At 57.9% G+C, this 13,761-nt stretch carries 11 protein-coding genes and 2 pseudogenes; 11 read left to right on the top strand and 2 right to left on the bottom strand.

Annotated features, from left to right (window positions below; all coding sequences use genetic code 11):
* The 9 genes from QJT82_RS43660 to QJT82_RS43620 form a co-directional block, all read left to right on the top strand.
* Nucleotides 1-193, top strand: a 193-nt coding sequence (locus tag QJT82_RS43660; RefSeq protein ID WP_281446707.1) for a hypothetical protein, incomplete at its 5' end; no start/stop codon positions are given.
* Nucleotides 194-1,345: 1,152 nt separating this feature from the next.
* Nucleotides 1,346-1,513: a hypothetical protein gene (locus tag QJT82_RS43655; RefSeq protein WP_155258783.1), complete on the top strand. Its 168-nt coding sequence runs from the start codon at nt 1,346-1,348 to the stop codon at nt 1,511-1,513.
* A gap of 591 nt (nt 1,514-2,104) precedes the next feature.
* On the top strand, nt 2,105-3,445 hold the full coding sequence (locus tag QJT82_RS43650; RefSeq protein ID WP_016846346.1) for an NtaA/DmoA family FMN-dependent monooxygenase: 1,341 nt from the start codon (nt 2,105-2,107) through the stop codon (nt 3,443-3,445).
* A 100-nt stretch (nt 3,446-3,545) separates the two neighbouring features.
* The gene (locus QJT82_RS43645; RefSeq protein ID WP_259245104.1) at nt 3,546-5,162 is read left to right on the top strand and encodes an ABC transporter substrate-binding protein; all 1,617 of its coding nucleotides are present in this window, start codon (nt 3,546-3,548) and stop codon (nt 5,160-5,162) included.
* On the top strand, nt 5,134-6,123 hold the full coding sequence (locus QJT82_RS43640; protein WP_100213639.1) for an ABC transporter permease: 990 nt from the start codon (nt 5,134-5,136) through the stop codon (nt 6,121-6,123). Before QJT82_RS43645 ends, QJT82_RS43640 begins: the two co-directional genes overlap by 29 nt.
* Nucleotides 6,120-6,983 (top strand): ABC transporter permease, encoded by an 864-nt coding sequence (locus QJT82_RS43635; protein ID WP_016846349.1) that lies wholly within the window; start codon nt 6,120-6,122, stop codon nt 6,981-6,983. The genes QJT82_RS43640 and QJT82_RS43635 overlap by 4 nt, the downstream gene beginning before the upstream one ends.
* A complete protein-coding gene (locus QJT82_RS43630) occupies nt 6,984-8,696 on the top strand; it encodes an ABC transporter ATP-binding protein (RefSeq protein WP_018270008.1) in 1,713 nt (570 codons plus the stop codon).
* A gap of 856 nt (nt 8,697-9,552) precedes the next feature.
* Nucleotides 9,553-11,034 carry a pentapeptide repeat-containing protein gene (locus QJT82_RS43625; RefSeq protein ID WP_026192339.1) on the top strand — a complete coding sequence of 494 codons (1,482 nt, stop codon included), beginning with the start codon at nt 9,553-9,555 and terminating at the stop codon, nt 11,032-11,034.
* A 212-nt stretch (nt 11,035-11,246) separates the two neighbouring features.
* The gene (locus tag QJT82_RS43620; protein WP_016846355.1) at nt 11,247-12,128 is read left to right on the top strand and encodes a pantoate--beta-alanine ligase; all 882 of its coding nucleotides are present in this window, start codon (nt 11,247-11,249) and stop codon (nt 12,126-12,128) included.
* Nucleotides 12,129-12,455: 327 nt separating this feature from the next.
* Here the strand turns inward: QJT82_RS43620 and QJT82_RS43615 are convergent, their stop codons facing one another.
* Complete coding sequence (locus tag QJT82_RS43615) at nt 12,456-12,665, bottom strand: hypothetical protein (protein WP_016846356.1); 210 nt, start codon at nt 12,663-12,665, stop codon at nt 12,456-12,458.
* Between the two features lie 213 nt (nt 12,666-12,878).
* The gene (locus QJT82_RS43610; RefSeq protein WP_240537164.1) at nt 12,879-13,070 is read right to left on the bottom strand and encodes a DUF2235 domain-containing protein; all 192 of its coding nucleotides are present in this window, start codon (nt 13,068-13,070) and stop codon (nt 12,879-12,881) included.
* Nucleotides 13,071-13,319: 249 nt separating this feature from the next.
* Between QJT82_RS43610 and QJT82_RS43605 the strand changes: the two are divergent.
* Together QJT82_RS43605 and QJT82_RS43600 are read left to right on the top strand one after the other, a co-directional pair.
* Nucleotides 13,320-13,465 (top strand): annotated as a pseudogene (locus QJT82_RS43605) (cytochrome); the annotation flags it as partial.
* A 90-nt stretch (nt 13,466-13,555) separates the two neighbouring features.
* A pseudogene (locus QJT82_RS43600) lies at nt 13,556-13,761 on the top strand (cytochrome); the annotation flags it as partial.

The following is a 13,761-nucleotide window of genomic DNA, read 5'->3' as shown; positions in this document are numbered from 1 at the left end:
CGTCAACTCGACAACTGGTCCGCCGCATCGCCAGATCGGCCAACGTCAAGTCATGAATTTTGAGTCAGACTCTGAGAAAGCCGCAACGCGTATGTGGGCCCACAAGGTAGAGTTGAATAACTTCGACCGCTGGCTCCAGGAAATCGACAGGATCACCGATAAGCAACGCGTTCTCTACGTTCACACGAAGTAGATAATATCCGACCCGCTGGGCCTGAACCTGGTCATCAGTGTACTGGCTCGGCAAAATTTTTCCGATGCGTCTGCCATCACCAAGGATTAAAGCATTATGGTGATCCAGGCAACGATACCTTGGCGGGCAGTGACCGCGGCGATTTGTGAGATTGTTTTGGCCCTACGCATTTCGTGAGTCCCTGTCGTTCAAGGACAATCAAGCAGCCGCCGCGGCCCTTCTTCGCAAATACCTGATCGAAGGCCGAAGCCAACGAAGCTACCGGGATTGGGGATCCCCGCGGCCGGGAATTCGTGGCAGACCCACTCGGTCGCGGAGGCGTGCATCCATCTTCGAGCCGTCCATCAGGATGAACTGGGTAAACTGGCCACGGCCGGCCAGCTTCAGAACGTCTCTACAGCCGCCATTAGGTTCGCGACGACGTCCAGCGCCTGCTCGCCGTCTTTGTCGTCGGCGACTCCGAAGGTCCACCTCCATTATCCTGTTGAGCGTCAGCAAGGCGTCGGCTTCGTCGCGGTCAGGGCCGCTTGTCCGCCAAGTAAACGATTTGCATGTGCCCTTCGTCCCACCATGCCGGCGGGGATGCTGCGATGCGAACGGGTGGACGCCCGGCCGGGAGCCGAGGCGAAAATGGGAGAAATACCGCTCGTTGTCTGATGGCGATGTCCAATCGCGAATTGCGCCCAGTGCGGCGCGTGCGCATCAAGTTCGATATGCGGGTTAACTGGCATCCCTGATCCCAAGACGGCAGAGATTGAGCCGCGCAGCCGACAGAAGCATCCACGGCAATATCAACTCTGACTTTCTGCACGGCGATGCAGCTCGCGATTAATGCTATCGTTGACCCGACGGACTGCACGAAGCTGCAATCTCGTTCGGGCTTTGCCGCTGGACGTCTTGCCGCCCATCTCAAACTGTAGCGCCATTCGCCTGCCGACGCTTCGTGCTGAATTGCAACGCCTCTGTGTTGCATAATTTCTTTCGACCTCACCACCGGCGTTTGCGCCGGTTCAGCACCGCGTCGGCCGAGTGCAGATTGAGGCTGATTCCTGAGGCAGCTGATCCAGCCCGCCAAGGAATGCGGCCTTCGGGGCGCGCGTGACCAAGTAGCAATCTCAGCTGCCAGGATTGTGTCACCGAGGAATCGAGAATTTGGAATATTTCATCGCATTATTGAATGATGGGCTCGGCTTCACCTCATTGGCTGGCCTTAACTTTCAAACGCGGCAGAAGCGGTTGATCAAAACTGTCGCGCCAAATGTCTTATGTGTCGTCGAACGCATCGATTTATTAGCTGCGAGCCGGGCGGTTGCCGCTTGAAGTCGCGGTAATCATGCATTGACGTTTCGGTGAACATGACCAGAGAGCAGTCTGGTTTAGCGATGGGAAGATCGACATCGAATAGAAGAGGATGCCAACCGAGGATGTAAGATTGAAATACTCAACTATTGCGTTTGGCTGCTCTCGACCTCTAGAGATCGAATAGCTTGAGCTCGCTCGGTCGGTCCAAGCGTTACGATCGCGAATGGGCGCGTCGACAGCACCGTCCTGAGAACGAAGCGAGCCTTTTGATGAATAGTGGAGAGCCGGTGTGAGTGCACTCGTGTGGAATCAAATCGGGAATGCAAACGAGCTGCACATAGTTGGGCGTCATTTGGCAACTATCGTGGTCGTAGGTCTTCTGGGGCGCGCCGGCTCGGAGAACATCGCAGGGCCTAGCCAAGGCCTCTTTGGTGATACCCGCCTGGCATCAATCGGCGCCCTATTATCAGCGCTCTCAAATAGGTTGCTCGGGGGCATTCAGGGCGGCCCTGCGCGAAAGGGCTGGGTGGCCGCCGAAATCGCAGGCGGAGATCGGCTTGTTTACAAAACCCTGCGAGCGGCTCAGAGGCCGTCGCATTCGGAGGTGTGATGTCTTCGGTCAACTCCATGCTTCACCTGGGTTTGAATCTTCATGGCGCTGGTGGGCACTCTGCCGCGTGGCGCTGGCCGGGCACAGATCCAGGCGCCTTTTTCGATATCGAGCACTACGTCCGGGCCGCGAAGCTTGCGGAGCACGGTCTGCTGGATGCCGTATTCCTCGCCGACACGCCCGCGATAAGTTCCGACATTACGCACGAGCCGCCGCTGAACGGGCTCGAGCCTACGTTGGTTCTCTCTGTGATTGCCCGCGAAACGGAGCGGATTGGGCTGATCGCGACCGCGTCGACAACCTACAATGAGCCATACAATCTCGCCCGGCGTTTTCAATCTCTCGATGTCATCAGCGGCGGCCGCGTCGCCTGGAACGCCGTCACGACCTCGAACTCGGCGACGGCTGCGAACTTTGGCGGTCATGAGATCGCACGAGCGGATCGGTACAGACGCGCCGAGGACTTCGTTGAAACCGTCCGTGCTCTCTGGCTGAGCTGGGGCGACGAGATGATCATCGCCGATCAGGCTGCGGGAGTTTACGCAGATCAAAGGCAATTCCGGCTACTCGACCCGGCTACGAATAGCTTCGGTATCCGAGGTCCACTTACGCATCCCGCTTCGTCGCAAGGTCATCCCGTCATCGTTCAGGCAGGCGGTTCGGAGCCCGGATTACGGCTTGGTGCCCGCAGTGCAGATGTCGTGTTTGCGGCAGCCGGGGACTTGGCAACGGCGCTGCAGGAGGCCGCGCGCCTGCGCGCGCTCTCTCGGCAATTCGGACGCTCCGCGGCTCCGCTCATCCTGCCAGGCCTGGTCACCTGCATCGGCGGAACCGAGGAAGAGGCGGCTCGTCGCAAAGAGCAGCTGGACGAGTTGCTCGATCTAGAGCGCGCCGTGGCCGCTCTTGCACGAAGCATGGGCGTGGCAGTCGAGAAGCTTAGCCTCGAAAGGACCATCCCGCAGGAGATTTTGCCCGATGCAGATAAGGTTCCGTTTTCTGTCGGCCACCATCGCACGATTGAAGTCCTCGCACGTCAAGGCCGGACGGTTCGCGAGATCATCAGTGCCGTTCAAGCGTTTGGGCATCGCCTGATCGTGGGCGCACCCGAGCAGATCGCGGATTCGATTGAGGCATGGTTCCGCGCCGGTGCGGTCGATGGTTTCAATATCATTCCGGACGTGCTGACGGATGGCACTCCGGCCTTTGTCGACAATGTGGTGCCCATCCTGCAGAAGCGCGGACTGTTTCGCAGAGAATATCGGGGGCAGACACTGCGGGAGCATTTCGGGATTTCGATTCCTTTCGAGCCGGCAAGAGCCACAGCTGGCTCACCGCTGTGACATTTCCTCAACACCAATGCTCCGGAGCCTGGATATGCTTTTACCGACTGCGCGACCCACGAGGCGCTTCACTGGCCAGTCGAGCCATCTAGCAAGAAAGATGGCGGTTACCCTTGCCATGCTCTCAGGCCTGTCTCAATGGGCACCCAGCGTTCGTGCTCAAGAAGGGGTAGCCGTGAAGCGGGGAGGCGTTATCCGTTATGGGCATTTTCAAGAGCCTGCCTGCCTGTTCGGCGGGTGGGTGCAGCAATGGTACCTGCAACGCCAATACAGCGACAATCTGGTTGCTCGCAGCGACGACGGCAAGATTGCGCCATGGTTGGCCGAGTCCTGGACCATCTCCGACGACAAAAAGGTGTACACATTCGAGATAAAGCCGAATGTGAAGTTCACGGACGGGACTGCTCTCGATGCGCAGGCCATCGCTGACAATATCAACGGGTGGCTCAGCAATGACCCCGATCTTCGCAATCCCACTGCTGCTCCCTATCTTAGCGACAGCTTCGAATCGGCAAAGGCAATCGCTCCTCAGAGGCTGCAGGTAACCTTGAAGACGCCGTTCCAGCCCTTGCTCAATGTGTTCGCCCAATCCTCACAAGGCATTCTGTCGCCATCCGCGCTCAAACGTGCACTTGCGGTGAATTGCGAGAATCCGGTCGGCTCGGGTCCTTTCATCGTCGACAAGTGGCGCCATGGGCGGGAAGTCACCTTCCGCCGCAATCCTGACTACAATTCGGCGCCGGCCACCGCGAAACACCAGGGCCCGGCTTACGTTGACGGAATAAGCTGGAAGTTTCTGCCAGATCAGACTGTCCGATACGGCTCGCTGATCACAGGCGAGACCGATGCCATATACGATATCCCGGCCATTGCATGGAAAGACGCTAATTCCCGCTTTGGAATATTGCGGCATATTACCGGCGGCACTCCTCTACGCCTTGCGTTGTATGCGGCCAGGCCTCCTTTTGACGACGTGCTCGTCCGCAAGGCTTTCGCTTATTCTACTGATCGAAAGGCCGCGGTTGACACATCCTTTCTTGGCTCTTTGCCATTTGAAGGCAACGGTGCGCTAAGTCAAAGCTCGCCGGAATACCTGCACGAGCTCGGGCGGGCGTATACGTACGATATTCGGCAAGCCAATCAGCTGCTTGATCGGGCGGGTTGGACTGAGCGCAACCGTAACGGCATCCGTGTCAAGAACGGCAATTCACTGACGGTGCGCATTTCCTATTCGAACGCTTTTCTGAAGCCCGATGGCGAGCAAGCCTTGCAAGTAATCCAGCAGCAGGCAAGGGTGGCCGGTTTTGACGTACGTCTTCAACCCACTAATCCCGCTGATTTCTTTGCCGGACGAAATCTCGGCCCCGACGATTATGAAATCGTGCTGCTCTATTGGGTTGCACCCGGCGCCGAGATCTTCCGGATTTCATGGAAGCCGGACCAGAATGGTGAACCCAATCGATTCAATCCGTCGCGCTTCCAGGATTCGGCGCTTTGGGAGGTGATCCAAAGGGCGGAGCAGGATTTTAGCAGCGCTGAACGTGCCGGTCTTTATCAGCAGGCGGAATGGAAGATCGTGGATGAGGCTCCTGTGATTGGCTTCACGGTGCTGGACGTGACTTTGGCCACCAGCCCCAATCTGAAAGACGTATGGCTGGACCACGGGTCGGTGGGCGAGCCCGTCTTCTATGACGCTCATTTTGATGAAAGGAAATGAGGCCGTGAAGCTCGTAGCCCAAAATCCGCTTGTTTGGTTCGCGCGCCGCATACTCTCCGGCGTGGTTGTCGTGTGGGCTGCAGCAACGTTTGCGTTCCTCACGCAGTGTTTGCTGCCAGGCGATCGCGCGCAGATCATCATCAATGTACGGAGTGGTAACGTTGGGCCGGCGCCTCCGGCAGAGCTCGCAGCTGTCAATGCGCAATATGGATTTGATCAACCGCTCGTGGTTCAGTATGCGAATTACATATGGCGAATCCTGCACGGAGATCTTGGTGAATCATACCAGCAGCATCGACCCGTCGTAGGAATCATCGCAGAGCAGATTGGTCCGACTATTGTTCTGGCGATCGCCGCGCTGCTGACGGCATGGGCTATTGCCATCTTGGCCACCCTGTTGATCGCCGGCAGAGACAACATATGGTCGAAGCTGCTCAGCGGCGCGCAAATCTTCCTGGCAACCGTACCGCCTTACTGGCTAGCTACAATTCTGCTCGTCGTCTTTGCGGTGAACTTGCGGATCTTTCCCGTTGTTGGGGAAAGTACTGCCATGGGACTAGTTCTCCCAACCCTTGCGCTGGCTCTCGAACTGTCGGGCTTTTTCGGACAAGTCGTTCTGAACGAGTTCACGCGCGTGCTCGAGCAGCCCTTCGTTACGTCCGCGCGAGCTCGAGGTATGAGTGATTTTGGCGTCAGACTTCACCATGTCCTGCGTCATGCCGCATTGCCCGGCATTACGTTGTCAGGTTGGGCTCTTGGCAAGCTTCTGTCGGGGGCGATCTTGATAGAGATCGTTTTCGCCCGCCAAGGCCTGGGTGGAGTTCTCGTCGCAGCGACGTCCTCGCGGGACGTTCCGATTGTCTCGGGAGCTGTTTTGATCTCGGCGGGCCTATTCGTTCTTCTTAGTGTGATTGTCGATCTAGCTTACCGGATGCTCGATCCGAGGATGAAGCTGACATGAGCAGGTTCGCGGAAGTCACGGTGTCTCAGCCGCTCAGAGAAGTCTTGGAATTCATCTGCAATGTTCCCTTCCGGGTTGCTGCCTCGCTTGCCATCATTGGCTTCTTTGTCCTCGCGGCCATCGCGCCAAAGGTGCTGCAGACGCACGACCCACTCGCTATCGATTTGAGCTCGTCATTGCAGTCGCCTTCGACCGTCCATTGGTTGGGTACAGATCAATTGGGCCGGGATCTCTACTCCCGTGTGCTGGAGGGGGCTGGCCAATCGCTTGCCATCGGACTTGGTGCGACCGCGCTGAGCATATCCGTTGCACTCATTCTCGGCGTCGCAGCCGCACTTTTCGCTGGCGTGGTCGACAGCATTCTCACCCGGATTTTCGACGTGCTCTTCGCAATTCCCACGCTCTTGCTCGCCCTGGTGTTCGTCACGGTCTTTGGGCCGTCGGTGCTGACTGAGGTCATAGCCGTCGGAATCGCCACGGCGCCAGGCTATGCGCGCATGATCAGGGGCCAGATGCTTTCTATCAAGGGTACCGGGTACGTGGAGGCAGCCAAGGCGCTCGGACATCCGTTTCCCCGTATCGCCTGGAGGCATATTCTTCCGAACACGATGAACCCCCTGACAGCTATGATGACAATCGGCGTCGGTCAGGCGATTATCTGGGCGTCGGGGCTAGCCTTTCTAGGTCTTGGCGTTGCTCCCCCGGCCCCTGAATGGGGCGCGCTGCTCAATGCCGGGCGCAACTATGTGATCTATTCCTGGTGGCTTGAGGTCATACCCGGACTGGCCGTGACGATCTTTGCCCTTAGCCTCACCATTGTCGGAGGCCACCTGCAGGACCGTCTGGAAGGAAAGGCTTGAATGTTGCAGGCTCCTCCCAGGCCGGTCTCGCAGCAGGCAGACCTCCTCACGGTCGATTCGCTGCGTGTCTCCTTCGGGCGCGACATCGCCACGAAAGTGGTCGTGCGCAATGTATCTTTCTCCTTACAACCGGGGCGGTGCCTCGCGATCGTCGGTGAGTCCGGCTCAGGAAAGAGCGTGACCGCGCGGGCTCTCATAGGCCTAGCCGGTCGCCACGCCAGGGTCCATGCACGCCAACTGAGCTTCGATGGGACGGACCTGATCGGCCTTAACGATCGTGGCTGGCGGCGCATTCGCGGCAGCGGGATTGGCTTCGTACTACAGGATGCACTCGTTTCGTTGGACCCGCTTCGCCGGATCGGCAAAGAGATTGGCGAGGGCTTACGCCTGCATGGTGCCGTATCATCACGCCAGGAACTCGCACAGCGCGTGATTGCTCTCCTCAAGCTCGTCGGCATCCCTGAGCCCGAGATCAAGGTTCAGCAACTGCCGCATCAATTGTCCGGCGGTCAGCGCCAACGGGCTCTCATCGCTGGAGCACTTGCGCTCGAGCCACGCGTCCTCATCGCCGATGAGCCGACCACCGCTCTAGACGTGACAGCGCAAGCTCAGGTGCTGGCACTGCTTGAGGAAACCAAAACCCGGGGTAAAGCTCTGATCCTGATCAGTCATGATCTGGCGGTGGTCTCCCGCGTGGCGGATGAGGTCCTCGTTATGCGTCAAGGCGAGGTCGTCGAACGCGGTACCGCCGCTCAGATATTTGCAGATCCACGACATTCCTATACTCGTCAGCTGCTGGATGCCGTGCCATCAGGCCGGCCGCGCGGCTCACGCCTCTCACCATCGACCATTGGCGGACGAACGCACCCACCCGTGCAATTGCTGCCGAGATCTCGTCCCATCGTGCTCGAAGCCACAAGCCTCGTGAAGCGGTTCAGCGGCCCGGATGGCGCTTTACGGGCGGCCGTCGACGGTGTCTCCTTCGAATTGCGATCCGGCGAGACATTGGGCATCGTGGGTGAGTCCGGGTCGGGAAAGTCCACGATGGCGCGCATGGTCCTGGCCCTCGAGGAACCCGACGAGGGCGCCGTTCAGTTTGAAGGAAAGGCTTGGACCAAGCTTGCCGAACGTGAACGGCGGGCTCGCCGACGGTCGATATCGATCATTTATCAGGATCCGCTTGGCTCGTTTGATCCACGTTGGACGGTCGGCGGCATCTTATCCGACAGCCTTTCGAGCAACGTCGAGACGTCGACCAAGCGTCAGGAGCGCGTCATCGAGCTGCTCGATCTAGTCGGATTATCCCAGAGCCTGCTCGACCGGCGACCGATCGAGCTCTCGGGCGGTCAGCGCCAGCGCGTCGCGATCGCCCGCGCGATTGCACCAAATCCTGCCGTGATCGTCTGCGATGAGCCGGTTTCGGCGCTAGACGTCTCGATCCAGGCCCAAGTCCTGGACTTGCTCGGCGATCTGAAGGCTCACCTCGGCATAAGTTATCTCTTCATCTCCCATGATCTCGGCGTTGTTCGTCATATCAGCGATCGCGTCATCGTGATGCGCCAGGGGAGAATTGTCGACTGTGGCGATACTGAAGAGATATTTCTCAATCCACTATCTGAATATACTAGGAGCCTTATCGCCGCCATGCCCCGTCTTGTGCGCGGTCCTGAGATAAGTCGTTCGTCAACGATTCTCGAAAGAGGCATCGCGTGAATGCTGCCGAATTCGACTTTCTGGATCATAAATAGCCGATCTTCGATCGCCGAAGTATTACCATTTTGCGCGCCAGTTTGATCACGATTGCGGGCTCGTTCATCGCTCCGCCGGCACAGTGTGTGGTACGCGGTGGGTCGGCCGGCGCACGGAGCTGGCCAGTCGCGCTCGTACACTCCCTGTTCGCGAATCGACGGTTGGAACGTGCCGAATCCCTTGACTATGTGCCCCTTCTCGGCCATCGCGCGTCTCGCGAGCGAGCTCGGAACTTGGTTTTTCGATATCCTTGCGAACCTGGTGCGATCCCCGACAAGAGACGGCTTTTGTCGGGTTCAAAACACTTGGCGTCGATCCGATGATCTCGATTTCATCGCATTTATTCAGCCCCTTATTACAGCTGATCGGGTGGCACGGTCATTGCTCAGGTAATTCCGAGTACGGCGCTACATAAGCGATCACTTTCGGCCCCAAGCCGTGGCTTCATTTTGAGAAAGAAGCAAGAACGAGAACTTCGCGCATTCGGTTGACGGATGCATTTGCCGGGAGAGAGCCGTATCAAGCCAAATCGCGTCTTTGGGCATATTTGCATAGTCGTTGAGCTTGCGTCGTTGACGTTGGCGGGCCCGGTGAATCATCGCAACAAGCAGTGGTGGAGGGGCCATGGTACATTCTGTCGACGCGCGCACCACCGCGGCTGCGAAGGCCCGCCGCACAATTGCTGCGTCATCGACCCATCGATTCGCGGTTTGGCAGACCCCCGGTGTGACAATCGCTTAAGCTTACCCGCACTTGCCGAGTGACAAGAGCTTCACAACGAGAAGCCGACTCGCAATCCGGGCAATATGGAATCGTCGACATGTCGCAAACGATCGACGCTAACATCGAGTGCAGCGCAAATGAAGAATCAGAGAACTGGGCCGGGCCGATAAAAAACGTTTCATCCGATGGAGAATTTGTTCGATACTGGAGCCGAGCTTCTGATCGGCCGCGCGCAGTGGCGGCCGTTGCGAGGCGAACTGAGGAGGCTATCAGAAGAACGGGGATTGGCCTGCAGCTATCCTCCGAGAACTTCAGTGGTCTCGACCTATCCGATTTCCCGTTGCGGCGCTGCACACTCAATCGCGCGCAACTCTACGGAGCAACGTTAGATCGGGCAGACCTTTCAGGGGCGAACCTTATCTGTCCCGGGCTAGAGAGAGCAAGCTTCCGTGGCGCCAAGCTCGATTGTGCGTATATGCACGCGATTGCAGCACAAGTCTGCAACTTCGATGATGCCAGTCTGCGCAATGTAGTTGATGCGACCGGCAGTCTGTTTCACGGTTGCAGCATGAAAAGAACGCGTTTTGATAACGCGATGCTCAGTGGACTTCTCGCCTATCAATGCGACGCGAGTTACGCTGTATTCGATGGGGCGGAACTGCAAGGCTCGACTATTAATGAGTGCTTCCTTTCTTCCGCTTCTTTTCGCTTTGCCAAATTGAGCCAGGTCACGATCACGAAGACGTATCTTGCGGCTTGCTCTTTTTTTCAGTCAAAGGGTGACTGCTTATCGATCGTGCGTCCCACGTCGGTCGACGGCCTTGTCCTGGAAGGCGCTCATCTTCCGTATCTGAGACTCTCAAAGGTGAGCGGCCGGATTACGGCGAGAGCACTGAGCGCCCCATTTGCTGATCTGCATCTGTCAAATCTTTCCAGGATGGAGCTTGAACAGGCAGAATTGACCGATGCACGGCTCCTGTCCGTAAACTTGTCCGACGCGAACCTCGTCGGTGCCGTGTTGAACGGTGCATCTATTCGTTCCTGCCAGCTCGATGGAGCGGACCTGTCCCGGGCATCAGGCGAAAGCATTTCGATAATAGAAAGCACCATGCGAGCCGCCAAGTTTGTGGGCTTTCGTGGCCGCTGTGCGTTTATGCGCGACTGCGATCTTGAGAATGCAGACCTATCTCAGGCTTACCTCTACAGGTCGATACTTACCGGTGACCCCCCGCAATCAATGGCATTGGATCGCGCAAATCTCGAAGGATCCAATCTAGTGCAGGCATATCTCGCTGCGGGAATGACCGGCAGTAACCTCGAGGCTGCGCGCCTGGCATACATTCGCATGAATCAATCTTCCTTGCGCGACGCGAACTTGAGTGGAATATCCCCCTTTCAGGCAAGCTTCGTAAAGGTCGATTTTGCGGGCGCAACGATAACCACATTCGAGCCGCCGTTCTTTGCAGATAGATGTCCGGGACTACAGACCGCTCTGAAGGATGGTCCGCCGCGCGAGCCGGAAACCTATCTGGCTGAGTTGTCGTCGTTGATGAGACGTGGTCGAGCTGGATCGACCTGATTGTTTCAGAGGGCGCGAAATGAAGACCTGGGAAATACAATGTCAGGCAGACTAGGTCGATTGGGACCGAGCCCCTTTGTGAGGTGAGACATGAAACTCTCGTCGATGTTAGCTGACCGTGCGCGGTCGATGCGGCGCTCAGGCCAAGTCTTCCGTAGTCTGAGCGATGGGACAAGGCCGTCCTTGTGTTCAGAAGAACTGGATCAAGTCACATGCATCTAGATTCCCTTTCAGCAGGCAGGGCCTTCCTCCGGGAGGTCGCGAGAACAGGCCAGACGATTGGCACGGTGCACACTTTGGGCGCTCTGCACCGCGGCCATGCAGAACTCATCAGAAGGGCGGCAATTGAGAATGACGTTGCAATCGTCACGGTCTACCCGAACAAGAGCCAATTTGAACCCGGTGTTAGCTACGAGTTCAATCTGGACGACGACATTGGGCTTGCGCTACGCGCGGGAGCAACCGCCGTGCTTTCGTCCAGCGATGCCGAGATGTTTCCGGCGGGCTATCGAACGTTTCTAACGCAAGACGACTATGATCTGCGTCTGGACGGGCCCGAGGAACACTTGAAGGAAGCTGTTACCGGTTCCATCCGCTGGATCTGCTATGCACGCCCCACTCGCAGCTATTTTGGCTTGAAAGATATCGGTCAGGCGATCTTGGTAAAGCGCGCCGTCGCAGACCTGCTTCTTGACTGCGAAATACGATTTGTGCCGACGGTGAGATATAGGAACGGAGTCCCGATTTCGTCGCGGCTACGACGCTTTAGCCGCTCTGAGCTCGATGAGCTTTCGTGCCTCTTCATGGCACTGAACCATTTGAGGAAAGAGATCGCTAAAGGGACGTCCTGCATCAAGGATCTGATAGCATCAGCCGCATCTCTGATCACATTCCGACAGTTTAAACTCGATTTCGTTCGGATCGTAGACGCTGATAGCTTCGAAGATCTGGAGCAGGTCAAGCTCCCTTTCATAATCATTGGTGCGGCAATGGCTCATGGCCTCAGGGTCTTTGATAGCATCTACGTTCCCAATCAGGATACGCTCCTGGAAGGTCCCGCGGATATTTGGATTGATTTGCCTGAGGAGCCGTAGCCGAACCATCCTGCGTGGAAGCAGCATGCGTCGCCATCGGCGCGTTGCAAATCGACTCAATCGAGGTGATCGAGCCGAATCCGTTCGCTCTCTCCTCTCGGATCCTGGTCATGAACGCGCCGCGACCCACTCGAGCCATGCTGGAGCGCAGGGGGCTGTGTTATGAGTGCGCATCCTGGCTTCGCCGGCGAATTGGCGCCACCAGATGGTGAAAGACGCGCGCTTGAAGCACCACTCGGGTGGAGTAAACGCCTCGTTCTTGGCATTCTAATCGAGTCCGGGTTTCCTTGTATTCGGCCTCGAACACGTCGGATGGCTTGTGAGGGCCTATTGCGGCGAGGTCCCCGAAAAGGTCTCCAGGTTCTTGTATTCACCAGCTAGCCGCACGGCCGTCGGCAGATGCTCATCCAGCTTCAACGCCGCGTAAACCGCCGGCACGATGCCGGCGACCAGCGCCGTGGTGGCCGTGAAGTATTCGTACTTGTTGTCGCCTTTTAAGATTTCCCAACTTGCAAGCGCGCCAAAGATGATCGGCATTACAAGGAACACAATGCGCGTAGCGCCAGCGCGCGCTAGACCATGAGGGTGTTTGACGTATAGGCACCCTATTCCTAGTATTTGCTGCACGCCCCACTTCGCGGCGAAGCGCTCAAGTGCCGCCGGATGAAGGACAGCCTAGCTCTGCACTTGACGGAACCCTTCCGTCCACTTGACTTGCCCCCGCAAGCGACCGGGTTCGCACTCGTCGTGCTACGGACCAAGCGGATCCGGATCCAGCGTCAGGAATCTATCGTCGACCTCGATGCCGAAGCCGTCGGGCGTCTTGCCGTCGGTAAAGTTCTCGGCCGCATGCGCCATCCAACCCAACGAGATGTCAAAGAGGCGGGCTTCGTTTTCCGGATAGCTACCGCTGACATCGGAGTGGTTTCCGGCGAACCACACCTGCTGCAGCCAATCCGGATGCTTGAAATGTCGCGCAAGGGCTGCCCCGCACATTCAGTGCGAGAGCGGGCCTTTGTCGGCACTTGCTGCGCCGATTGTCGGTATTGAGACTCAACGCCAGAAACCTGACACTACGCGCCGCTACGGAGTGCCTGCTGGGCCTGCGAATTCACTTCGGCACGCGATTTGCTCTGTTCACGCATCATCACCAATCGCAGTGCGATGGTCTTCGGGACGGACACGGCGCTGGCGCTGGTCAAGCTGGAGCTCAAGGCGGTGTTCGGTTCGATATTCCAGCGCTTTTCCGCGCTCCGTCTGACCGTGGCGCCTGAAGAACTGAAGTTGCGCAAGGAGATCATCCTGGCGGATTCGAGGAGTTGCCGGTGCTCTGGTGATGTGGTGGACGCCCCCGGGAATCGCGATCTTCTCCGCAATTTGCCGGCGCGCATGGCGCGCGCCGATCAGCCAGCCAACAGGTAACCAGGATGGACGTGCAAGAAACCACGGCAACATGCGGGGACGCATTCGCTGAACTAGCGTCGCCAGCGTGCATGCACGACCCGTATCCGTTCATGCGCCGGTTGCGCGAGCACGATCCGGTGCATCGCGCGGCGTCGGGCCTCTTTCTGTTGAGCCGCCACGCCGACATCTATTGGGCGCTCAAGGCCACGGGCGATGCGTTTCGGGCTCC

The sequence above is a fragment of the Bradyrhizobium sp. Mp19 genome (genome assembly GCF_029952935.1).
GTDB lineage: Bacteria > Pseudomonadota > Alphaproteobacteria > Rhizobiales > Xanthobacteraceae > Bradyrhizobium > Bradyrhizobium elkanii.
The sequence above is the reverse complement of the archived record's forward strand: the minus strand, read 5'-3'. Positions and strand labels throughout refer to the sequence as shown.